This is a genomic window from Archangium lipolyticum, assembly GCF_024623785.1.
Classification (GTDB): Bacteria; Myxococcota; Myxococcia; order Myxococcales; family Myxococcaceae; genus Archangium; species Archangium lipolyticum.
The window spans coordinates 49,739-71,986 of the sequence record NZ_JANKBZ010000017.1 but is presented as its reverse complement, the minus strand read 5'-3'; the positions used below and the strand labels follow the sequence as shown (position 1 = coordinate 71,986).

The following is a 22,248-nucleotide window of genomic DNA, read 5'->3' as shown; positions in this document are numbered from 1 at the left end:
CGCACTACCGTCCTCCACCCTTCCCCTTCCCCACCGGCTTGCCCGGAACCACGTCCTCGCTGCGCAGGAGCAGCGCGGCCTCCGCCCGCGGCAGGATGCGCAGCTGGAACCGCCGCTGGTACCCGTCGTCACGGGAGAAGACCTCCCGGTCCGTCACCAGCAGGAGCGCCGTGGGGACCACGTAGCGGGCCGAGTTGTTGCCGTAGTAGTGCACCGCCACCTGGTACGTGCCTCGTGCCGCCTTGCGCGCATGGTACAGCTCGGGCCCCAGTCCGTCCGTGATGTCCCAGTGGAGCTGTCCCCCCAGCCGCGTCCGCATCCGCCGGTAGGAGCACCGCTCCCCGCTCGGTTCCACCACCCACAGGTCGATGTCCGTCGCGTCCGAGCTCCAGTGCAGGGTGAGCTGGTAGTCGATGGGTCCCATCTCCGCGAGCTTCGCCAGCTCGCGCCGCCGCGCCTCCAGCGACTCCACCTCCGCGCCCGAGAGCCGGGGGTGCTTCGCCAGCGCCATCAGCATCCGGCCGTAGTGATGGGCCGCCACCCTCTTCGTCTGCTCGCCGTGCCGCGCCCAGTCGCCGGCCAGGAGGATCTCCCAGTCGCGCGCCGCCTCCGCGGGCCGCCCCGCCGCGTCCAGCGCCAGGGCCTCCTCCAGGTAGGACTGCGGCTCGAAGGGGCGGTTGAGCCGCACGTGCTCGAAGAGCTCCGCCGCGGCCGCGTACTGGCCGAGCGCCAGCAACCCGTAGCCCACCAGCCGCAGCGCCTCCGCGTCCTTGGGACGCAGCTCCACCGGTGACGAGAGGGCCCGCACCGCCCCCCACGTGTCCCCCACGAAGGCCCGCTTGCGCGCCACCGCCTCGTACACCATCACGTCGTCCTTGTTGGCCCGCCGCGCCGCCCGGTACGCCAGCTCCGCCTGGAGCCGATCCTCCCCTCCCGCATAGGGCTCGTCCCGCAGGGGTTGTGCCGTCAGCCGCGAGCCCAGCTCCACCTGCCTGGCTCCCAGCACCCGAAGCACCTCACGGCCCGAGTCGGGCACTCCGTCCAGCGCCAGCCCACGCAGCCGCTCGCGCTCCTGGTCCTGCTCGCGCCGCCGCAGCGCCTCCAGGTCGGTGAGGTCCACCTGCTCGTCGCGCACCGCATAGCGCACGTAGTCTTCTTGCGACTCCAGCACCAGCATGGAGGCCCGCGCATTGGCGAGCCGGTAGTGCTGGCTGAGCGCCACCACCATCCGGTCCACCCGAGGGTCCTCCAACGCCACCAGCCGGGCCACCAGCCCCTCCGCCCAGGCGCGCGGCGCGAAGGCACTGTCCTGGTCTCGCGGCAGCGGCACCCGCAGCGTGCGCTCCTGGCCCTCCAAGCGCACCACCACCTCCAGCTCCGCGGCGCCCTCGTCCACCAGCCGCCCGGCCACCAGCAGTTCCTGCCCCGGGAAGACGAGATGTGGCCGTCCCCCCACCACCAGGTCCTTCACCTTCGAACCCCGGACCTCCACCCGCACCAACACCGCCGAGGCCGCCCGGTGCGCACGCGCCGCCGCCGGCACCTCCGAGCCGGAGAGCACGCTCACCACCCGGCCGCCACCCGCCCGCGCCAGCGCATCGAAGAGCTCCGTGTTCACCGCCGACTCGCCGAAGCGGTAGCTCACCCACCGCAGCGTCTCCGAGGACGCATGCCGGGAGATGAGCGCGTCCACGTGTCCCTGCCCCCAGGTGACGTTCCCATCCGAGAGCAGGAAGGCCGTCACCCGGCCGCCTCCCGCCGCCGGCTTCAGCCAGTCGCGGCCCGCCCGGTCCAGCTCGGCCAGCATCCCATCCACATGCGAGGCGCCCTCGAGGAAGACACGCTCCAGCTCGCCAAAGGTCTCCCGGCGCGCCTCGGGGGTATTGCGCCGGAAGCCCGGGCCATGCAGCCAGCGCGGCCGCACGTCGAAGAGGAGCACCGCGTACTCGCCGAGGCTCTCGTCCCTCTCCAGCAGCGCGCGAAGCATGGCGGCCTGCAGGGCCCAGGCGTTGCCGTCCTCCGCCGACAGCGAGGTGTCCACCACCAGCACCGCGCGCCCGGTGGGAGAACCCCCCTCTCCCCCGATGAGGCTCGAGGGCATCCGCACCCGCGCGTGGAAGGCCTGGCCGGGCAGCCCCGCGGGGTCCGAGCCCACCAGCACGTCCGCGTCCTGGCGCGGCGGCGTGAGGGCCACCTGCAACGCGCCGTCCCCCGTCAAGCGCGGCCAGTCCCACACCCGCCAGGGCCCCAGGTCTCTCGGCTTGCCCGCCGCTGGCAACACCGTCATCGCGCGTGCATGCCTCGGGTCCACGTGGATACGCGCCGACACCTGGAGCGCGCGGCCCGCCTCGGGTGGCAGGGGCCACGTGTAGCGCAGCTGCTGGCCATCGAAGAGGAGCGTCTGCTCGTAGGCGAGCACCACCCGCTTGAGGGACTTTGGCGGCAGGGGGAAGACTCGCGCGCTGAAGGTGGAAGCCCCCGCCCACTCCAGCAGGGCCGGATCCACGTTCTGGCGCACCACGTCCTCGTAGACCTGGCGGGCCCGCTTTTGCTCGACGACCCGGGCCTCCTGGCGATCGCCCCAGAAATACTCCGCGTCCCGAGAGCTCGGCGGGGCCGCGGCCGCCAGCTCCTCCACCCTGCTCGAGTCCCCCAATGGAGGAAGCAGCTTCGAGGACTGGAAGAGCGAGGGCGAGTCCACCGCCACCGCTCCCGAGTACAGCGCGAAGCCCGCCACCGTCGCGCCACCTGGCAGCGGGTAATAGAAGGTGCCCTCCAGCGAACGTGGGGTGTCGTTCTCGAAGAGGTAGTCCACCACCGTGCGAGCACGGGCGCCCTGGATGTACGTCACCACGCGCACCGCGCGCACCGTGAGCGGCTGGTAGCGGCCCTGCCCGTCCAGCACCAGCACCTTGGCCATGCGCGGCGCGGACTCCACCTTCGGCAGCACGGGCCGGGGAGCCATGGGCTCGCCGGGCTTCCGTTGGGCGGGAGCCCCCTCCTCCATCTCCTCCTCGCGTTCGGCCGCCTCCCAGTCGGAAGAAGGGGCTAGCATCAACGGCGCTGGTGGGGGCGGAGCGGCGCCTCCCAGCTGGCCCCCGAGCACGCCGCCGATCACCCCGTAGACGGCGTCTCCCACCACCTCTCCCCCCTCGATCACCTTTGTCTCCTCGTCTCGTGCCTCCCACTGGCGGACCAGCGCCTCGGGAATGGGCTTCGGATCGGCGACGGCGTCACGCAGCGCAGCGATGTCCACCTTCCTCGTGTCCGGAAGACCCGGGGCGGTGGTGGGCGCGATGAGGCCCGCATCGACGAAGGCGGCGGGAACGTTCGCGGGCACCGGGAGCGGCGGCACGTCCGCGAGCGGCTCGGGCACCGGAGCGGGCTCGGGAGACACAGCCGACGGAACGGACGCGGACGTGCCCGCACTGGCGGGCGGAGTCGAGGAGCCACGCAGACAGCCCACGCCAACCAGGACCACCCACAACAGCGAGGCGAGGAGGACACGCGGAAGAGCCATGCCGGAAGCCAATCACAGCCATGCTCCCGTGGTGTCATGGTTGCGTCATACCTGCCCAATGATTGAGCCACACTGGCGGCCACGATGCCCGACCCGCTGGCACCGCCGAAGTCCCCCGCATGTCCGGCGCACCTGGACGTAGACTGGACCGCATGGTGACGGGAACAGTCTGGATCCAGATGGTCCTCGCGTCCGCGTGCTTCGCGGCCGGAGGAATCTTCATGAAGCTCTCCGATGGGGTGACACGCCCGCTGCCCAGCGCGGCGTTCCTCCCCCTGTTCCTGCTCGGGGCCCTCCTCCAGGCCGTCGCGCTGCGCCGGGCGGACCTGGGCGTCGTGTACATCGCGGTGCTCGGACTGGAGGCGGCCATGGCTCTCGCCTTCAGCGTCCTGCTCTTCCGCGAGAGCCTGTCGTTCGCGCGCGTCCTGGCGGTGCTGCTCATCGTCTCCGGAGTCCTGCTGCTGCGCCGGGAATGACCCGGCCCGGGAGTGCTCGAGGAGACGCACACCGAGTGAAGTCGTTTTATTGAGAAGTCCCTATTTTCAAGAATTTCAGCTTTCCTTCGACCTCCAAGCAAGTGCATCCTGGGGTTCGCGGTCCCCCCTGGAAGGGGGTGGCGCCGTGAAACACTCTTCCCCCCGAGGAGCACCATGAGTCTGATTCGTAAGCCGCTGGCGGTCGCAGCCACGGCCCTCACGCTGGCAGCATGCGGCGCACAGGAGTCCGAGACCCCCACCCCTCCCGTCTCCGTCGAGGACTCGCGCACGCCCGCGCAGCGCGAGGCCGAGCGCACCCCGTACCAGCTGGACGGCTTCTTCGCCCAGGCGGCCGCTGACTTCCGCGTTCCCGCCGACCTGCTCAAGGCCATCTCCTACGCCGAGACCCGGTGGGAGATGGTCAAGGGTGAGGAGGAGTTCGCCGGCATGCCCGCGGCCCACGGTCTCATGGCCCTGCGCGGCGCGAACATCACCGAGGGCGCTCGCCTGGCCGGTGTGTCCGAGGAGGCCGTGCGCACCCAGCCCGAGGCCAACATCCGCGCCTACGCGGCGCTGCTGTCGGCCACCGCGGACGAGCTGAAGCTGGACCGCTCGGAGGTGGGCGCCTGGGCCCCGGCCGTGGCGAAGCTCAGCGGCATCACCAGCGCCGACGCGCAGGCCGAGTACATCCACAATGAGGTGTACAACGTGATGCGCCTGGGCGCGGTGGCCCAGACGCCCGCGGGCGACCTGGCCGTCTCGCTCATGCCCACGCAGGTGCGCGCGCAGTTCGACTCGCCCCGCGTGCACGCGCTGGCCGCCGGTCCGGACTACGCCGCCTCCATCTGGCGCCCCTCGCCCAACTACAACGCGCGTCCCACGGGCTCCACGGGCGACGTGCAGATCGTGGTCATCCACACCTGTGAGGGCAGCTACTCGAGCTGCTGGAGCTGGCTGACCAACTCCGCCTCCGGCGTGAGCGCGCACTACGTGGTGAACGAGAGCGGCTCGGAGATCTCCCAGCTGGTGCGCGAGTCGAGCCGCGGCTGGCACGTGGGCGCCAGCTACGACTGCAACCTCAACGGCGGCGTGATGTGCGGCCTGCAGGGTGTGTCGGTGAACCACTTCTCGGTGGGCATCGAGCACGGCGGCTACGCCAGCCAGACGTCCTTCCCGGCCGGGCAGATCGAAGCGTCGGCGAAGCTGACGTGCGACATCACCAAGGACCAGGCCATCGTGCGTGACAGCTACCACATCGTGGCGCACGGACGGCTGCAGCCGGCCAGCCGCACGGACCCGGGTCCCAACTGGCCGTGGTCCTCGTACATCAGCAAGGTGCAGGGCTACTGCGGCACCACCACCACGGGCCTCGTCGTCGACAGCAACAACGCCAACAACGACTCCTCCAAGGGCTACATCGAGGTGTCGGCCAACTGGACGTCCTCGTCCGCGACGCCGGGCTACTACGGCTCGGGCTACTTCCACGCCCCCACCGAGGCGGTGTCCGACCCGGCCACGTTCTGGTTCTACATGCCGACGGCGGGCACGAAGACGATCGAGGCCTGGTGGACCGCGGGGACCAACCGCTCGCCCGCCGCGCCCTTCGTCATCTGGAACGCGAACGGCACCAAGCTGGCCACGGTGAACAAGAACCAGCAGACCGGCGGCGGCACCTGGAACGCGCTGGGGACGTGGAGCTTCCCGGCCGGCTGGAACAAGGTGCAGCTGAGCCGCTGGGCCGCGACGGGCTACGTGGTCATCGCCGACGCCATCCGCGTCCGCTGAGGTTCCTGGCTGGCGCCGCCGTGAGCCCCATGGCGGCGCCAGACCCGAGCCGGACGCGGTGCTCCGCTACAGCCCGCGTCCGGCCCGGATTGGCAGTCGCATCAAACGGGCTGTTCCCTCCCCCCGGCCACTTCCGCCAGGCAGTGCGGGCAGGCGACCCGGCCTCGAGCCATGGGCCGGCCACACCCCTCGCATCGCCCCCCGTGAGGCAGGCGGCAGGCCCCGTCCTCCGGGGCGCACTTCGGGGCATCGGGAGCACCCAGCGCCTCCAGGTCCTTCCGCACGCGCTCGTCCTCCAGGTGCAGCCAGTCGGACAGCCTCCGGCGGTTGCTGGAGAGCAGCTCGAAGGCGTTGCGCGCGAAGGGCATCAGCGAGGGACGGGACAGGCGCACCGCCCACGTCCGGTAGTCCTCCAGCGCCCACAGCACCATCAACCATGCGTGGGTGTCGCGGTAGACGCCGCCCTCGTCATCCACCACCAACAACTCCTGCGCGGTGCCGGCCCGGCGCAGCTCGGGGAACCGCCGCGCTGCCTCCTCGCTCCCGGCCGGGAGGCACTCGAGCCCCACCAGCATGCGCTGTTCCCGCAGCCATTGGGCACAGCGCACGCAGAAGCCGCACGTCTCGTCATACAGCACGCTGAGGGCACGCATGACTCACCTCACGCCCCCTCGGGCACCGGGGCCGGGGCCGACACGCGGGTGAACTCGCGCGGCAGCACGGGCGGCGGCTGCTGGCGCAGGTGCCCGGAGCGGCGGATGCGGTTGAAGATGTACAGGTTGAAGAAGTGCATGGCCCCCAGCACCACCATCACCTTGCCCACCTTGCCGCAGACCAGCTCGATGACCTCCTGCACCGTCCAGATGGTCTGGTACTCCTTCAGCGACAGGGCCACGTAGCCGATGTTCATCAGGTAGAAGCCCACCACCAGCAGGTGGTTCACCGAGTCCGCCAGCCGCTCCTTCCCCAGGAACGCATCGTGGAGGAAGTGGGCGCCATTGCGCTGCAGCGTCTTCGCCACCCACATCGTCAGCGTGATGCTCACGAGCAGGTAGAGCAGGTAGGCCGCCACCATGAAGTGGCTCGACACGGGCACCGGGGTCGTCGGATCCATGACACGTCTCCCTCGGGGGAGCGCGGTCGCCCGGGGCTCCAGTGCCCCTCGGCGGGTTGGCGCCGCCCTCCCCTTCCATCAGGGAGTACCGGAAGGAATTTTCGCGGTTGCGGGGCGGATGCGGGCTGGAACATCACCCGCTCAGGCGTCGTACAGGCTGGCCATGAAATCGCTGAAGCTGCCAGCAACGGAATGAACGAGCATCTCCACGGAGACGAGAACGACTGCCGGGTGCTCAGGAGAGGCCCGGTAGTCGAAGCAAAGGAACTCTCCTCCCGGGGTGAGCGCAAAGGGGAAGATGCCCGCTGGGACGTGGGGTTCGAGGATGCCGTACACGTAACGGAGGGAGTACTCGTCCCGCTCCTCGTCGATGCTGACCGTCAACAGGACACAGAAGACATCTCTGCCCGAGCCGACGTCGAAAGCAGAGGGCTCGGGACTCATGCCCTGGTGTGCCACAACGAGACGCCTGTAGTCGGAGGGAAATCTCACGCTCCACTGCTGTTCGAGGAGCTCGACCTCATGCGGGTCCGCGGGATGAGGTGCATCCCAGACATAGGGCTCCCAGCGCACGGCCATGGCTACGGGCCTCCTCCCCAGATGGCCATTCCTCCCGTGTGAGGAGCAGCGAGCAGGTGGGATTTTGTCATGATGAGCTGCATCCGACCGACATCCTGGTGGTGATGCCACGAATAGCCAGTGGGCGGCTTCGTAGATGTCGGCAGTTTGTCGACGGCTTCCGGGCTCAGCCCGAGAGCACGCCCCAACGATGGGTCTTCACGAATGGATTGGAACAACTTCTGGTTGGCCGCCTTGTAGTGCGCGAGGCGATCCCTGCTTCCGATGTGCACGTCATCCAAGAGAGTTTCGAAGCTCGTGTCGAACTCAGGAAAGCCATCCTTGTCGAACACGATGGCGGTCTTTCCATCCGAGACCGTCTGCCCGGCACGATTACGTCCCAGATTCACGATGGGTTCGGGTGGAGTCCTCGTTCCCTTGTACGGAATGATCCTGCCGTCAGCGGTGAGCTGAGGCTTGCGCCATGGCTCGATGAAGTGCAGCCGGTATCTACCTGGCGGGGTACGTGTGCTCACCCCGGAATGGGTGCGGTCATTGGCACTCCCGTTACCGGCCGTTCCCCGAGCTCTGGCGTTGGCCATGTGCAGCACATAGGTGGCACCGAGGGCGGGAGCCGCAGCGCTGACGACGCCACCCACGGGCAAGGCCACCAAGCGCACAGCCATCAGGCCATCGCCCGAGAGGGAGAGGAGGGGAATGGAGACATTGCCCAGCCGACCACCCCAGGAGGCCGCCTTCGCGGCGCCCGCCCCCGAGGTCCCCACCAGCAGCACCGCTCCCGTGGCGAGGCGCGACATGGTGCGCACCTTCTCCGCATAGGGCTTGTGGCGAAACGCATCCCAGCGCTGAGGCGCGTTCTCGTACAGCTCGCGCACCACTCCCGGCAACTGGGTCAGGCCCTCCAGCGTCTCTCTTGGGTGGAAGGCGAGCCGGTAGAGGCCCTCCACCGTGTCCACCACCGCCAGCACGGCCCCCTCCACCACTGGCAGCAACACCCCGTCGTCAGGCTCGTAACGTCCTACGGGGAACGACCCGTGCGGCACCTCCAGGGCGTCATCCACCGAAAAGAGATGTCCGCCTTCCATGGCGTAGAAGGGGCCCACCTCGAAGCGGTCGGCGCGCAGAGTGCCATCCTTCGCCAGCACCACCTCGCCCGCCTTTTGCACCGCCACCCCCGTGGCGGGCTTCACCAGGTAGCCATCCGGACGCACCACCAGCAACCGCGCAAAGCGGCGCATGCGCGCGTGCAGCTCGTCACGTGACACCGGGACGCCGCCCGTCGCCACCTCCAGCAGCAGGTGCGCCGCCATGCGCCGCGGGCCGAAGTTGCCCAGCGTCACCGGCGTGGAGAGCAGGTGCGGCAGCAGTTCCATCGCCTGCGCGGGGAAGAGTGTGCGTCCGTCCTCGGGAAGTGCACTCGTGGGCACTCCTGCCTCCACGAGAAAGCCCTGGAACCAGTCCAGGCTCATGGGTACGGAGTAGGGGCGACCGTCACCCACCCCATCCGGCCAGCCGGGTCTCTCCGCCTCCCAGTCATCCAGAGGGTCTACTGCGGCAGGTTTGGACGTTGGGCGGCGCCAGCCCACCCGGGCGGCACGCGCGTCCTCGGCAAGCGTGTCCGAGGGCCCCAGTGGGGTAAAGGGCCGGTAATGGGTGTTCGCCGACGTGTCCTCCAGTGGAGGCCGCAGTGGCCCCTTCAGCGCGCATCCGGACAGTAGCACCAGGGCCACCCTTGCAAGTGCGCGGACCAGGGATGGCCATTGCGATGACCCGGATATGTACTCGTACACGTAGCGGTCGCCCTCGGTGTCCATGCGCACACGATGATACCCGAGCGTGAACGGATGCTCAGGGCACCCAGTGCCACAGGTAGAGGCCGAACTCGAGCACCGGCGGCGTGAGCATCAGCACCAGCCCCGCCCACATCGCGGGCTCGCGGGAGAGCGGCCTCTGGCGGCGCCACGCCTCCAGGGTGGAGACGCACAGGAGGTAGAGCGCCGACAACTCCAGCAAGCCCCCCACCAGCGGCATGAAGGGAGGCAGGGTGATGTCCGCCCCCCACTCCAGCACGCCACGCAGGGCGAACAGCCCCGAGCACGCGCACGCCACGCCCAGGAAGCTCCGGGACTCGCGCAACGGCACCTCCGGGGCGGGCGCGTCCAGTCCCTCGTGTCTCCAGTGTCTCCTCAGCAGCCCGTACGCCGCGAGCGCCACCGCCAGCCCCGCCACCGCCCCCAGGATGGGGCCTGTCTCGAAGCGCGCCCGCGTCACCCACCGGCCATCCGCGAGCCTCGCCGCCGGTTGCATGGTGAGTGGATCCAACTCGTGCGACGCCAGCACCCGCGGCGTCACCGACACCACCAGCGCCCACAACACCAGCGCGCTCGCCACCGCCTGCAACACCGCCACCGCCCGCAGCCAGATGGCTTCGTCCGGCGGCAGGGCCGCCTCCGCCCCTCCGTCCTCCAGCCGCCGCAATTCCAGGCCCAGGGCTCGCGCGCTCGCGTAGCGCCGCGAGGGCTCCAGCGCCACCGCCCTCCGCACCACCACCCCGAGCGCTCCCGTCAACGACGGCATGCCCGCCACCGGGGGCCGGCCCGTCACCATCTCGTGCAGCAGCACGCCCACCGCGTACACGTCCATGCGCGGCTCGGGCGGCGCTCCCGCGAGCGCCTCGGGGGCCATGTACTCGGGCGTCCCCACCACCGTGTGCGCGGCGGTCAGGGTGTCCCGAGGCCCCTCCTGGCGCACGATGCGCGCGATGCCGAAGTCCGTCACCTTCACCCGTCCCTCCCCGTCCACCAGGATGTTGGCCGGCTTGATGTCCCGGTGCACCACGCCTCGTGCATGGGCATAGGCCAGCGCGTCGCACACCTGGAGCGCCATGCGCACGGCCTCCGCCGGTGGCAGCGGCAGCAGCTCCGCCAGGGACCGGCCCTCCACCAGCTCCATCACCAGGAAGCGCTCGCCCTCCTCCTCTCCGAAGTCGTGCACCCGGACGATGTTCGGATGGTCCAACAGCGCCAGCGCCCGTGCCTCCCGGGCGAAGCGGGCCTGCGCCTCGGGGCTCGAGGCGGCCTCCCCCGAGAGGAACTTCACCGCCACCGGACGGTCCAGCCGCACGTGGCGCGCGCGGAAGACGCGGCCCATGCCTCCACGGCCGATCTCCTCCTCCAACTCCAACGAGCCGATGCGCCCGGGGTCCTCCACGTCCTCGCCCAGGAGGCAGCCGGGACACACCGCCAGGCGCCCACCATCCACCGGCGTACCGCAGCGAGGGCACCGGGCACTCATCGCTTCAGCACCCGCAGCAGCTCCGCCAGCTCGGCCTCCGCCTCCTCGGGTGCACCCACCGTGTCCGTCACCTCCTCGCGCACCAGCTCGCGGTAGCGCACCCGCGCCCGGTGCAGGAACGTCTTGAGCTGCGGCAGCGACATGCCGTACGCCGCCGCCGCCTCCCGGTAGCTCGGCGGCTCGCCCGGACGGAAGAACTGGAGCACCAGGGCGAACGGGCCGCTGCGCGCACCGCTGTCGTACTCGGACTTCAGCCGCTCCAGCGCGCGCTCCATCACACTCGCCGCCCACTCCCGCTCGAAGGCCTCGTCCGGTCCCTGCCCTTCCTCGGAGGCGATCCGCTCCGCCAGCTCGAAGTCCAGCGGCAACGATGCCACCCCGCCCCCACGCCGGGCCGCGCTCTCGCGCTCGTGCCGGTGGATGAGGTGGTTGCGGGCCGCCGTCAGCAGATAGCCGCGCAGCCGGCCCTTCTCGGGATTCAGCCGCTCGAGGAACTCGTGCTCCAGCAGCCGCACGAGCAGATCCTGCACGGCGTCGCGCGCGGCCTCCGAGTCCAACCCCTGGCGGCGCATGAAGACGTAGAGCGGGCGCCAATAGGTGCGCAGCAGCGACTCCAGCGCCGCGCGACGGGCCTCCGGGGAAGCCTTCGCCGAGCGGATGAGAGTCCAACGCGTGGGTGGGAAGGAGCCCGGCCCTTCCTCTCGCGGATCTGCGCTCATGTGCGAGGTTCTAGCGCAAATCCACGGCGCCCTCCTCGGGGGCAGCCCCCTGCCCGGGAGTGCACATCCGCCCCAGGCCCTGCTCGCTGCCGGACACACCTCTCCGCCGCCTGGAGCGACACCTCCGTTTCACCGGAGGAAAAGACACCCCCGCGTTGTCGGGGGAGGCGCCCCTCTCTACCGTCCCTGGCCCGAGCAACACTCCCAGTCACACCCACACGAGGCCGAACCATGACCCCTGCCACTCAGATGCCCATGCCGATGCAGTCCGGAATGAACCCGATGATGGGCGGCATGATGCCCATGCCCATGATGGGCGGCATGAACCCCATGATGGGCATGAACCCGATGATGGGCGGCATGATGCCCATGCCCATGCCCATGATGGGCGGCATGAACCCGATGATGGGCGGCATGATGCCCATGCCCATGATGGGCGGTATGAACCCCATGATGGGCATGAACCCCATGATGGGTGGCATGCCCATGATGATGCCCATGATGATGCGCATGCCGATGATGGCCCGGATGACCTGTGAAATGGGCAAGGACGGCATGATGTGCCGGATGATGCCCATGGACGCGGGTCAGATGGAGATGATGAAGGACTGCTGCGACGCGATGAACTCCATGATGGCCATGGGGATGCCGATGATGATGATGTGCAACGGCATGCCCATGATGATGTGCACCGCGAAGTAGCACCGGGCCCGTAGGGCCGGAAACGCGAGAGCCGGCGAGAGTGCCCCAGGGGCCCGCCGGCTCTTCGTATCTCCAGCGGACGCGCGCAGGGCCTAGCCGACCGTCTCCGCGTACGTCATCACCAGGTACATCACCGCGTCCACGTTGCCCGGGTTGCGGTAGACGTGCGGCACGTCCGCCTCGAACACGATGGCGTCTCCCGCGGCCAGCACATGGTGCTCGTCGCCCCGGTCGATCTCCACCGTCCCCATCGTCACCACCAGGTTCTCCAGCGTCCCCGGCGGGTGCGCGTCCGCCTGCTCCACCGCGTGCGCCGCCAGGCGCAGCTCGTAGAACTCCACACGCCGGGGCTCGTCGAACGGGAAGAGCGCCCGCGAGCTGAAGCTCCCGTCATGCGAGGCCAGCCGCTTGGCCTGCGAGGCCCTCATCAACCGGGTGCCGCTCTGGGCCGTGGTGCTGATCAACGCCGAGAAGGGGATGCCCAGCGCCCGGGCGATCTTCCAGATGACGTTGATGGTGGGCGCGCTCTGCCCCAGCTCGATCTGCCCGAGCATGGCGCGGCTCACCCCGGATGCCTTGGCGAGCCGCTCCAGGGACAGACCCCGGTGGGTGCGCAGGCGGCGCAGGTTGCGGCCAACGATGGGCGCCAGATCCGTCGAGGACTCGGCGTGCGCCACCTCATAGGCCCACTCCTCCTCGGAGGAAGGGACCTCGGGCGGCGGCGCCTCCGTCTTCCCGGCCTGCTCCCGCTTCTTTCCCCGGCCCTTCGCGGACACGGGTGCCTCTTCTTCTTCCTGCTTTCCAGCAGGCGTATTTTCCCGGACCGATTTCACGTAGGCCAGACCATGACCCACACCCACACCGGCGTCCAGAGGCTCATGGGGGCGGGCGACCGAGTGGACGAAGGCCTGGGCTCACGCCGCTTCCGGAACTCTTCGAGATTGATCACTTCGGCTGCCTGGCTCATACAGATGACGTCTCCAATAGCGGAACCATGTCCGCCGTAGCGGACATACGCAATATCCGTTTTAACGGATGCTCTGTCAATCCCGCCCCCCGGCCGTGGGCCAGCCGGGCTAGCGGCCCCCGTGAGATTCCAGCCAGGCCGTCACCCGCGAGGCCTCCGTCTCCTGCTTCGCCTGCCGGAGCGCCTCGAGCGCCCGCGAGGCCAGCTCCCGCGCGCTCTCCTTGCCTCCCCCGGAGTCCCAGAGGGCCTGGGCCAGGAGGAACCGCAGCTCCGCCGCCGCCTCCGGGCCGATGCGCGGAGAGTCCGTGAGCTCCAGCGCCCGCTCCAGGGGGGCCACCGCCTGGGCCGGCGCGTTGAGCGCCATCTGGCTCCTCCCGATGCCGGCCAGCAGCCCGAACAGGTCCGGGTGCTTCGGCGGGCTCGTCTTCTCCCGAATGGCCAGGGCCCGCTGGTAGTGCTCCAGCGCCTGCCGGTGCTGCCCGCCTTCCAGGTACCAGTCGGCCAACGCATTCAGCGCGAAAGCAGTGTCGGAGGATTCCCGTCCCAGCTCCTTCTCCGCCAGGGCGAGGGCGCGCTGGAGATGGGACAGCGCCTCCGCGCGCTTGCCCCGCGCCCGCAGGGCCTCGGCCAGATTGACCAACGCGGTGATGATGTCGGGGGGATAGGGCGTCTTGATGCCCTCCGCCACCCGCAGCGCCTGCTGGAAGCGCTCCAGCGCCTCGGCATTCCTGCCCAGTCCCACCAGGGCCTCCCCCATCCTCGACAGGCTGGTCGGAAGCTCCAGGTGCATGGACCCGAAGGCCTTCGTCCGGATGGCCAGACTCCGCTCGGCGACGGCGAGGCACTCCGTGTACTGGCGCAGGGCGCAGTAGCTGATGCCCATGGAGCCCAACGACGCGCCCACCTCCGGGTGCTCCGGACCCAGCCCGGCCTCGCGCGCCACCAGGGCGCCCTGGAAGTAGCGCAGGGCCGCCGCGTCATCCCCGAGGTTCTGCGACATGCGTCCCAGGTTGTGCAGCGCGTTGCCCGTCTCCGGATGCGTGGGTCCCAGGGCCTTCTCGTAGATGGACTGCGCCTGGGCGAGCTGTTGGCGCGCCTCCTCGAACCGGCCCAGCTTGGTGAGCGCCGCCCCCAGGTTGTTGTAGGCCGCCGCCACCTCCGGGTGCTCGGGCGGATACACCTTCTGGCGCAGCTCCACCACCCGGCGGAAGTGCGCCAGGGACTCGTCCATCTGGTCCTGGCGCAGGTAGATGGCCCCCAGCGCGTTGAGGACGAAGGCCTCGATGCGGTCATCCCCTCCCATCCGCTCCAGCACCGCGCGGGTGTGCTCGGCCCATTCGTGACCGGACTCGAACCGGGCCTGGAGCATCCCCGAGCGCACCAGTCGGGCGGAGGCCGAGGCGATGACCTCGTCGTGCCCACCCGCCTCCGCCGCCAACACCGCCCGCCGGAGCGAGGCCTCGGACGCCGGGAAGTCCCCCGCCTTCTCCTCCAGGGCGCCACGCAGCTCGAGCACCTCGGCCTCCAACGGACGGTAGTGCAGGGCCTCCGTCTCCTGGGCGAGGGCCCGGATGCGCTCCAGGGCGGGCTTGAACTGGCCGCTGTCGAAGAGGGCCCGGGCCTGGGCGAAGCGGATCCGCAGGCCCTCCACCTTCTCCAGGGTGGCCGGATCCTCCGGTGGCCGGACGGTGGCACGCAGCGCCTCCACGTTGGCGCACCCGTCCAGGGGAGGCAGCGAGTGGGCCGCCCGGGCCGCCTGGTCCACCAGCGCCGGCTCGGCGTGGGCGTAGACGTCCACGAGGGCCTGGAGCGACTGCCGCCGCCGCTCCAGACAGGCCATGCGCAGCGAGAGCACCTCGTCGGACTGCTCGCCGCGGATCCGCGTGGCCTCGCAGGCCTCGGTGTGCATGGACACCCAGCCCTGCGCGTAGGTGTCCAGCACCCGCGCCGTGCGCGTCCAGGACTCGTCCGCGTTGGGCTTGCCGGTGGCGTGGAAGACCTGGGCGAGCGCCGCCTGACGGGGCCCATCCCACAGCCCCTCGAGGCGACGGGCGGCACCCCTGCAGGGCGGCTCGGCCTGGGCCCGCTGCTGGAGGGGCAGCCCCACGGCGAGGGAGAGCAACAGGAGGCTGGCGGCGGCCACCAGCCAGTGCCGCTGGCGCGACGGCAGGGTGCGGCCGAGCGCCTCGAGCAGCTCCGTCATGGAGGGGAAGCGCCGCGAGGGATCCTGCTCGAGCCCGCGCAGCACGATGCGCCGCACACTGGCGGGCACCCGTCCGTCCCGGGGAGGCTCCGGAGTGCGCCAGGTGGAGGGCGGGCCCGGGATACGCCCGAAGGGCCGCTCACCGTAGAGCGCCTCGTAGAGGGCCACGCAGTAGCTGAACTGGTCCGCCCGCGCGTCGAGGATGCCTCCGCCGTACAGCTCCGGCGCCATGTAGGCCGGCGTGCCGATGACCAGGCCCACCCGCGTCAGGGGCGTGTCCAGCGGTGAATTGACCCGCTCGGGCCAGGGCTGCTCGCCTTGTGGAGGCAGGGGCTCGTCGGAGGCCGAGGCCTGGCGGGCCAGACCGAAGTCCAGCACCCTCACCCGCCCATCCTTGCCCAGCAGGACGTTGTCCGGCTTGAAGTCGCGGTGCACCAGGCCCGCCGCGTGCGCCGCCTCGAGCCCCCGTCCGGCCGAGACGAAGACCTCCACCACCTCGCGCCAGGGACGCGGCCCCTGCTTCAGCCAGTCGCGCAGCGAGGGCCCCTCCACCAGCTCCATCGCGATGAAGACACGCTCCTCCCACGTCCCCACGTCGTAGATGGAGATGACGTGCGGGTGGGCCAGGCGCGCCAGGGCCTGCGCCTCGCGCAACAGCCGGGCCTGTCCGCCACCCTTCTCCACCTGGTCCGACTCCACATGGAGCAGCTTGAGGGCGAGCTTGCGGTCCAGCTCGGGGTCATACGCGGCGTACACCACGCCCATGCCGCCGGACCCCAGCTTCTCCAGCACCATGTAGCGTCCCACCAGCGCGCCGCGCGGGAGCACCTCCCGCGGAGGGCTCTCGGGCAGCGGCGCCGGCGCTGGCACCACGTTGGTGGGGACCTCCGCCGAGAAGGCGGTCGAGGTCCCACTGCGCACCAGCAACGGGCCGCACGCGGGGCACTTCTCCGCATGCGCGATGAGCCGCGCGACCTCCGCCTCCGGAAACCGTCCCGAGGCGGCTTCCCGCACGAAGTTCTCCTCGGGGCAGATGCTGTCGATCGTGCTTTCCGCCATTCACGTCTCCCCTGTCCTCCCTCCATTGTGGCGCGATGCGCCATGGGTTGGCTACCCGGAAAAAGGGGAAGACGCGCCAGCCCCGGGCCCTTCGGGACGAGTGCGGCGCTCGCGCCGGGGTGACATAGGCTCCCGGGCCACGAGGTAGCGAGAGTGCCCATCGATCCACGCGACCGAATCCCCGATGTGCGTGACGGACTCACGCGCGTGGAGCGCGTCATCCTCCACACGCTGCACCAGCTCCAGGAGGAGCGCGGAGGCCGCAACGTCCCGACGGCCATGCTCTACGGGTACGTCGTCGAGCGCCTCGACATCGGTCCCGACGAGTTCCAGGACATCCTCACGCGCCTTGTCGGGCGCCGGGTTCCGTGAAGGAGGCGCAGGCCATGGCGAAACAGAAGGACAAGGACTCCAGCGGCAAGCAGGACCCGAAGGCGAAGGGCTTCAACAACCCGTTCGCCCGGCTCGAGGGCCTGCGCGACACCCTGCCCTCCACGAAGCCCCAGGTGCGGCGGGAGGACTTCCCCGAGGAGCCTCCACCCCAGGGCCCCGAGCGCGCGGTGGTGCGGCTCGAGACGGGCCGCGGCGACAAGGAGGTGACGGTGGTGGAGGGGCTGGGCCTGCCGGGAGCCGAGCTGGAGGCGTGGCTCCAGGCCCTGCAGCGGGCTCTGGCCTGCCGGGGCTCGGTGGAGGGCGAGCGGCTGGTCCTCCAGGGAGACCACCGCTTCACGCTGCCGGATCTGCTGCTGCGCCGGGGCGTCAAGCGCGTGGTGCACGGCTGAGCTTCAGGCCGCGGGCTTCCTGGGCGCGTCCTCGGGCTTCGGCTCCGAGGACTCCAGCGTGGGCGTGGCCGGAGCCTGCTCCGGAGCGGGCTGGGACTGTTCCGGAGTGCCCTGCCCCTCGGCCTTCGCTGCCTCGCGCTGGGCGATCTTCTCGCCCGCGCGCTCGGCCTCCCGGAGGAACTCGGCGTACTCGTCCGTCTTCGCGGCGGCCTGCTGCTGGGCCCGCTCCCCCTGCTTGTGCGCATGGGCCCGGCCCCGGACGACGGCCTGGCGGCTGAGCACCACGCCGCCGGCGAACACCGCCCACTCGAGCACCGTGCGCAGCCAGCCGCGCTCCAACCACCCGTCCACCCCGTCGCGCGCGAAGTCGAGCGCGAGGATGAAGAACTGGCCGGTGAGCGCGGTCCCCAGCGCGGTGGGCCACGGGCGCAGCTCGATGATGCGGGCCGAGCCGTAGCAGAGCAGGGGCAGCACGGCGAGCACCCACAGGTTCTCCACCAGCAGGGCGATGGCGTACTGGAGGGGCGCGAAGTCCAGCGCCTGGACGCGCTCCGAGAGCCGCAGGGTGAGGGCCACGCTCAGCATGGAGCCGAGCACCAACGCGAGGAAGCCCATCCCCACGGTGAACTGGAGACGGCGGAGGCGGACGCGCAGCGGTTCGAGGACGGCCTTCTTCGGAGTGCTCACGGGAGCCACAGCCTAGCGCAAGCGCGGGCCGGGGACGCACGGGGAGTCCTCACTCCTCGTCATCTCCGTCCGCCGTGCCGCCCGGGGTGCGAGGAGGCGGGCCCTCTCCATAGAAGACCTCCTCCATGACGAGCCCGTGGGCCGGCGCGGTGGGGCCGGCGCGCTTGCGGTCTCGCGCGGCGAGGACCTCGGCCACCCAGTCCTCGGGACGGCGCCCCTTGCCCACCTCCACCAGGGTGCCCACGAGGTTGCGCACCATGTGCTTGAGGAAGGCGGTGCCCTCGACGGTGAAGGAAACCGCATCGCCGGAGGTGCCCTGGACGTCCACCCGGCGCACCTCGCGCATGGCGTGGGCGGCCTGGCAGTCCGAGGCCCGGAAGGAGGAGAAGTCGTGCCGGCCCACCAGGTGCGCGGCGGCGCGTTGCATGGCCTCCACCGCCAGGGGGGAGAACACCTCCCAGTGGGTGAAACGGCGCAGGGGCGAGCGCGTGGGCTTGTTGCTCACCCGGTAGCGGTAGCGCTTGCCGAGGGACCAGCGGCGCGGGTCGAAGTCCGGGGGCACCTCCTCCGCGCGGACGACGGCGATGTCCTCGGGCAGGAAGCCGTTGAGCCCCTTCCAGTACGCCTTGAGCGGCAGCGTGCGCCGCGTGTCGAAGCACACCACCTGCCCGGTGGCATGCACGCCCGCGTCCGTGCGGCCGGCCGCCTCCACGGCCACCCGCTCACCGAGCAGTTGCTCCAGCGCCCCCGCCAGCCGGGCCTGGATGGAGACACCGTTGGGCTGCACCTGCCAGCCCACGTAGCGGGTGCCGTCGTATTCGAGGGTCAGCTTCAGCCGGGGCATGTCAGCGGTACTTGAGCCAGCTCGCGAGGATGTCGCCCACCATCCGCCCCACGGGGACGTTGTGCTTGCGGGCGAGCGCCTCCAGGGCCTCCAGCTGCGAGGCGGTGACGGGGACCTGGAGCGTGCGCTCGGAAGGGGCCTCCTCCATCTCCGGCTCCGTGGTGGGCGCGGCGGGCACGGGCCCGGGGCGCAGACGCCGCTGCTCCTCCTCCAGCTCGTCGAGGAAGAGCTGCTTGAGGAAGTTGGAGAGGTGGAGGTGGGTGGGGGTGAACTCGTAGGTGTTGAGGAAGCGGTCCAGGTCCTGCTGGAAGTGCCAGGCCGTGGGGTAGCGCTTGTCCCGGTCCCGCTCCAGCGCCTTCATGAGGATGGCTTCCACGGGCTCGGGGATGTCCGCGCGGAAGTACGAGGGCGCGTACACCTTGCCATCGACGATGCTGCGCATGACGGCCACGTCGGACTCGCCGGTGAAGAGCTTGAAGCCGGTGAGCCACTCGTAGAGGACGGCGCCCAGGGAGAAGATGTCGCTGCGGTGGTCCAGGGGCTTGCCCAGACACTGCTCGGGGCTGAGGTAGCTGAGCTTGCCCCGCAGCTCGCCCGCGCGCGTCTGCTCCACCCGGTTGGCCGCCTTGGCGATGCCGAAGTCCAGCACCTTCACCGAGCCGTCGAAGCACACGAAGATGTTCTCCGGCGTCACGTCCCGGTGGACGATGTTCAGCGGGGCGCCGTACAGGTCCACCTTCTGGTGCGCGTAGTAGAGGCCCTCGCACACGGAGGAGGCGATCTTCAGCGCGTACACCATGGGGAAGGGAATCCCCAGGGACTCCGCCTTGGGGACGACCCGCCGCATGTCCCGGCCGAAGAGGTACTCCATGCCGATGTAGTAGCTGTCGCCCACCTTCCCCAGGTCGTGGATCTGCACGATATTGGGGTGGTTGAGCTGGGCGGCCAGCCGGGCCTCGTTGAGGAACATGCGCACGAAGGCCGGCTGCCGGGACAGGTGCGGACGGATCCGCTTGATGACGACGGGCTTGTCGAAGCCATCCTGCCCGGAGTGGTGGGCGAGGAACACCTCCGCCATACCTCCCACGGCGAGGCGGTCGATGAGCGTGTACTGGCCGAACGTGACGGAAGAGCGCGGGGCTACGGGCGACATCGGAAGCGTGACGATAGCTCCCCGGAGGCCCGAGCGGCCAAGAGAGTTCGTACACCCACACCTTCATGGCCTACTCCGCCCGACATCGCCTGGGGAGAGCCAGCTCGGCGGCTCGCGGCAAGTCCCTTCCGGCGGTCCCCCGCTCCAGGAGGAGGCTCCATGGCCTGTTTGACAATATTTGACGCCCCTGCGATCTGGCTGGGAATGGGCTGGGCCGGAGTCAGGAGATGAGCAGGAGTGGCGGGGTGCTCCTCGTCGAGGGCGAGAGCCCATTCCGGATGCTGACACACCAGGCGATCCAGGCCGCGCACTGCGAGTGTTTCGCGGTGGGAAGTCTGCCGGCGGCCCTGGAGGAAGCCAGGCGGGTACGCCCCCTCCTCATCGTGCTGGACTGCGCCTCCCTCATGCCTGGCGATGAACGGCTCCTCGCGCAGATAGAGGAGCTGCGCCGGCTGGCGGGAGCACCCCTGGTCTTCCTGGCCGGTCTGGAGACTCCCACCGAGTTCATCGAGAGCCTCAGCCGGGTGGGTGGGGATGACTGCCTGCTCAAGCCATTGCAGACCCGCCAGTTTCAGCTGCGTCTGGAGGCCGCCTCGGCATCCAGGCCCACCAGCCCCCATCCCCTCTCACGCTGGGTGGCGAAGACCGTCTCCCTCGTTCATGGAAAGCGGACCTTCGCCCAGCGGGCCGGCGAGCTGCTCGAGCAGAGCGGCTACCACGTGCGCTACGAGCCGCTCGAGGACGAGCGCCCGGCGCGGGAGGAGTCCGGCATCGACCTGCACATCCTCTGCACCGACTCCCGCGAGGAGCTCGCCCACGCGCTCCGGGTGCGCCAGCCCGCGGGGCTTCCCCCGGGGTCGCGCTGGTTCCTCATCTGCACCGAGGGGCCAGGGCACCTCGTCACCCATGCGGGTGGGGCGTTGATCGCCGGTTTCGACATGGCCCGGGACCTCCCGGAGCAGCTCATCCACAAGGCCAATGCCTGGTTCTCCAGGGCCATCGATGCCCTCCAGCCCGAGGCGCGGGTACCCTTCTTCTGTCCCGTCGAGTACCGCGAGGCGGGCAACATCTTCGGCAGCTGGAGCTCCTGTTACTCCTATGATCTCAGCCCGGGGGGCATCTTCCTGCGCACGCTCGTGCCGCCGCGCCCGGGGGCCGCGGTGGAGCTGAAGATCCACCTGACGACCTTGCGCATGGAGCTGCTCGGCTCGGGCGTCGTGGCGTGGTCCAACGCGTATACCCCCCAGAAGACCGCTTCCTATCCGACAGGCATGGGAGTGCATTTCCTCGGCATGAGCCCCAGGGGCCTGGCCCAGTTGCGCGAGCTGTGTGGGGTGGACCCCACCCCTCGCAAGCCTGCTTGAACCTCTCTGCGCGGTCAGGAGAACCGTGACGATGACGCGAAAGAAGATCCTCCTCGTGGATGACTCGAACACCGTCCTGCTCATGCACCGGATGATGCTGAGTGGCGGCAGCTATGATCTGCTGATCGCCCGCGATGGCTCGGAGGCGGTGGATCTGGCGCTCCGCGAACGGCCGGACCTCATCTTCATGGATGTGATCATGCCCCGGATGGATGGATTCCAGGCCTGCAAGCGGATCCGCGAGGACCCGGAGATGAAATCCACCCCCATCATCATGGTCACCACCCGTGGCGAGCCACACAACGTGAAGGCTGGCTACGAGAGCGGCTGCACCGAATACATCACCAAACCCTTCGACAAGAGCGAGCTGATGGACAAGCTTCGCCACCACCTCGGCGAGTAGACATTGACGGATGCACCCCACATGACCTCGGACCGTGCCAGGCTGCGGGAGGAGAACGAGGCCCTGCGACATCAGGTGGCCACCCTGCGCCAGGAGCTGACCTGCCTCGAAGAGCAGATGTCCTTCCTGGTCAACCTCTGCGTGGCCAGCCACCGGCTGCACGAGACGGCCGACCGGCGGGAGCTGCTCGGCATCCTCCGGGAGATCCTCAACAACATCGTCGGCTCGGAGGAGCTGGGCATCTTCGAGCTCGATGCGAAGCGCTCGGTGCTGAGCCTGGTGGACTCGATGGGCATCGACCCGGCGGGCTTCCAGTCCATTGCCCTGGGCGCCGGTGTCATCGGGCACACGGCACTCACCGGAAAGACCTTCATCGCGGGCGATGGCGCGGCTCCCACGGGCACCGGGCTCGAGCCGGGGCTGACCGCCTGCATCCCGCTTCGCTGCTTCGGCGGCGATGTCTGGGGGGTCATCGCCATCTTCGGAATGCTGCCGCAGAAGCCCGCGCTCAAACCCCAGGACCGGGAGCTGTTCGCGCTGCTGGAGAGGCAAGCCGGCCTGGTCCTCGCCATGACCCGGCCCGACTGAGATTCTTCC

The 22,248-nt window shown here is 70.0% G+C and carries 21 protein-coding genes; 8 read left to right on the top strand and 13 right to left on the bottom strand.

Annotated elements, in window-relative coordinates; genetic code table 11:
* Positions 1-4: 4 nt before the first annotated feature.
* The gene (locus tag NR810_RS30895; protein WP_257457980.1) at positions 5-3,520 is read right to left on the bottom strand and encodes a VIT domain-containing protein; all 3,516 of its coding nucleotides are present in this window, start codon (positions 3,518-3,520) and stop codon (positions 5-7) included.
* A gap of 119 nt (positions 3,521-3,639) precedes the next feature.
* On the opposite strand from NR810_RS30895, the gene NR810_RS30890 reads away from it, so the two are divergent.
* Together NR810_RS30890 and NR810_RS30885 are read left to right on the top strand one after the other, a co-directional pair.
* Positions 3,640-3,996, top strand: a complete 357-nt coding sequence (locus NR810_RS30890; RefSeq protein WP_306818651.1) for a DMT family transporter — start codon at positions 3,640-3,642, stop codon at positions 3,994-3,996.
* A 174-nt stretch (positions 3,997-4,170) separates the two neighbouring features.
* Positions 4,171-5,781, top strand: a complete 1,611-nt coding sequence (locus NR810_RS30885) for a golvesin C-terminal-like domain-containing protein (RefSeq protein ID WP_257457979.1) — start codon at positions 4,171-4,173, stop codon at positions 5,779-5,781.
* A 101-nt stretch (positions 5,782-5,882) separates the two neighbouring features.
* On the opposite strand, the gene NR810_RS30880 is transcribed toward NR810_RS30885, so the two are convergent.
* The 7 genes from NR810_RS30880 to NR810_RS30850 all read right to left on the bottom strand — a co-directional run bounded on the left by NR810_RS30880 (position 5,883) and on the right by NR810_RS30850 (position 11,999).
* The gene (locus tag NR810_RS30880; protein ID WP_257457978.1) at positions 5,883-6,434 is read right to left on the bottom strand and encodes a thiol-disulfide oxidoreductase DCC family protein; all 552 of its coding nucleotides are present in this window, start codon (positions 6,432-6,434) and stop codon (positions 5,883-5,885) included.
* An 8-nt stretch (positions 6,435-6,442) separates the two neighbouring features.
* Positions 6,443-6,895: a hypothetical protein gene (locus tag NR810_RS30875; RefSeq protein ID WP_257457977.1), complete on the bottom strand. Its 453-nt coding sequence runs from the start codon at positions 6,893-6,895 to the stop codon at positions 6,443-6,445.
* 141 nt (positions 6,896-7,036) lie between these two features.
* Positions 7,037-7,474: an SMI1/KNR4 family protein gene (locus tag NR810_RS30870; RefSeq protein ID WP_257457976.1), complete on the bottom strand. Its 438-nt coding sequence runs from the start codon at positions 7,472-7,474 to the stop codon at positions 7,037-7,039.
* Between the two features lie 2 nt (positions 7,475-7,476).
* A complete protein-coding gene (locus NR810_RS30865; protein ID WP_257457975.1) occupies positions 7,477-8,901 on the bottom strand; it encodes an HNH endonuclease in 1,425 nt (474 codons plus the stop codon).
* Between the two features lie 421 nt (positions 8,902-9,322).
* The gene (locus NR810_RS30860) at positions 9,323-10,768 is read right to left on the bottom strand and encodes a serine/threonine-protein kinase (RefSeq protein ID WP_257457974.1); all 1,446 of its coding nucleotides are present in this window, start codon (positions 10,766-10,768) and stop codon (positions 9,323-9,325) included.
* Positions 10,765-11,487, bottom strand: a complete 723-nt coding sequence (locus tag NR810_RS30855; protein ID WP_257457973.1) for an RNA polymerase sigma factor — start codon at positions 11,485-11,487, stop codon at positions 10,765-10,767. The genes NR810_RS30860 and NR810_RS30855 overlap by 4 nt, the downstream gene beginning before the upstream one ends.
* A 245-nt stretch (positions 11,488-11,732) precedes the next feature.
* Complete coding sequence (locus tag NR810_RS30850; RefSeq protein WP_257457972.1) at positions 11,733-11,999, bottom strand: hypothetical protein; 267 nt, start codon at positions 11,997-11,999, stop codon at positions 11,733-11,735.
* Between NR810_RS30850 and NR810_RS30845 the strand changes: the two genes are divergently transcribed.
* Positions 11,986-12,189, top strand: coding sequence for a hypothetical protein (locus NR810_RS30845; protein ID WP_257457971.1), 204 nt, complete (start codon positions 11,986-11,988; stop codon positions 12,187-12,189). The two genes, NR810_RS30850 and NR810_RS30845, sit on opposite strands and share 14 nt — an antisense overlap.
* A gap of 92 nt (positions 12,190-12,281) precedes the next feature.
* Here NR810_RS30845 and NR810_RS30840 read toward each other — a convergent pair whose 3' ends face one another.
* Both NR810_RS30840 and NR810_RS30835 read right to left on the bottom strand, forming a co-directional pair.
* A complete protein-coding gene (locus NR810_RS30840; RefSeq protein ID WP_326522523.1) occupies positions 12,282-12,965 on the bottom strand; it encodes a helix-turn-helix domain-containing protein in 684 nt (227 codons plus the stop codon).
* A gap of 300 nt (positions 12,966-13,265) precedes the next feature.
* A complete protein-coding gene (locus tag NR810_RS30835) occupies positions 13,266-16,418 on the bottom strand; it encodes a serine/threonine-protein kinase (RefSeq protein WP_257457970.1) in 3,153 nt (1,050 codons plus the stop codon).
* Between the two features lie 153 nt (positions 16,419-16,571).
* Here NR810_RS30835 and NR810_RS30830 point away from each other — a divergent pair, with 153 nt between their 5' ends.
* Positions 16,572-16,790 carry a hypothetical protein gene (locus NR810_RS30830; protein ID WP_257457969.1) on the top strand — a complete coding sequence of 73 codons (219 nt, stop codon included), beginning with the start codon at positions 16,572-16,574 and terminating at the stop codon, positions 16,788-16,790.
* Positions 16,791-16,804: 14 nt separating this feature from the next.
* Positions 16,805-17,200 carry a translation initiation factor gene (locus NR810_RS30825; RefSeq protein WP_257457968.1) on the top strand — a complete coding sequence of 132 codons (396 nt, stop codon included), beginning with the start codon at positions 16,805-16,807 and terminating at the stop codon, positions 17,198-17,200.
* Positions 17,201-17,203: 3 nt separating this feature from the next.
* Here NR810_RS30825 and NR810_RS30820 read toward each other — a convergent pair whose 3' ends face one another.
* The 3 genes from NR810_RS30820 to NR810_RS30810 are packed head-to-tail and all read right to left on the bottom strand — an operon-like array spanning position 17,204 to position 19,884.
* Positions 17,204-17,887 carry a hypothetical protein gene (locus NR810_RS30820; RefSeq protein ID WP_257457967.1) on the bottom strand — a complete coding sequence of 228 codons (684 nt, stop codon included), beginning with the start codon at positions 17,885-17,887 and terminating at the stop codon, positions 17,204-17,206.
* Positions 17,888-17,936: 49 nt separating this feature from the next.
* Positions 17,937-18,731 (bottom strand): tRNA pseudouridine(38-40) synthase TruA, encoded by a 795-nt coding sequence (truA, locus tag NR810_RS30815; RefSeq protein WP_257457966.1) that lies wholly within the window; start codon positions 18,729-18,731, stop codon positions 17,937-17,939.
* Between the two features lies 1 nt (position 18,732).
* The gene (locus tag NR810_RS30810) at positions 18,733-19,884 is read right to left on the bottom strand and encodes a serine/threonine protein kinase (protein WP_257457964.1); all 1,152 of its coding nucleotides are present in this window, start codon (positions 19,882-19,884) and stop codon (positions 18,733-18,735) included.
* A 227-nt stretch (positions 19,885-20,111) separates the two neighbouring features.
* Between NR810_RS30810 and NR810_RS30805 the strand changes: the two genes are divergently transcribed.
* From NR810_RS30805 to NR810_RS30795, 3 genes are read left to right on the top strand one after another with little or no spacing between them, the layout of a single operon-like run.
* Positions 20,112-21,248: a PilZ domain-containing protein gene (locus NR810_RS30805; RefSeq protein ID WP_257457963.1), complete on the top strand. Its 1,137-nt coding sequence runs from the start codon at positions 20,112-20,114 to the stop codon at positions 21,246-21,248.
* Positions 21,249-21,279: 31 nt separating this feature from the next.
* Positions 21,280-21,651, top strand: a complete 372-nt coding sequence (locus tag NR810_RS30800; RefSeq protein ID WP_257457961.1) for a response regulator — start codon at positions 21,280-21,282, stop codon at positions 21,649-21,651.
* 21 nt (positions 21,652-21,672) lie between these two features.
* Positions 21,673-22,239 carry a GAF domain-containing protein gene (locus NR810_RS30795; RefSeq protein ID WP_257457960.1) on the top strand — a complete coding sequence of 189 codons (567 nt, stop codon included), beginning with the start codon at positions 21,673-21,675 and terminating at the stop codon, positions 22,237-22,239.
* Positions 22,240-22,248 lie beyond the last annotated feature (9 nt).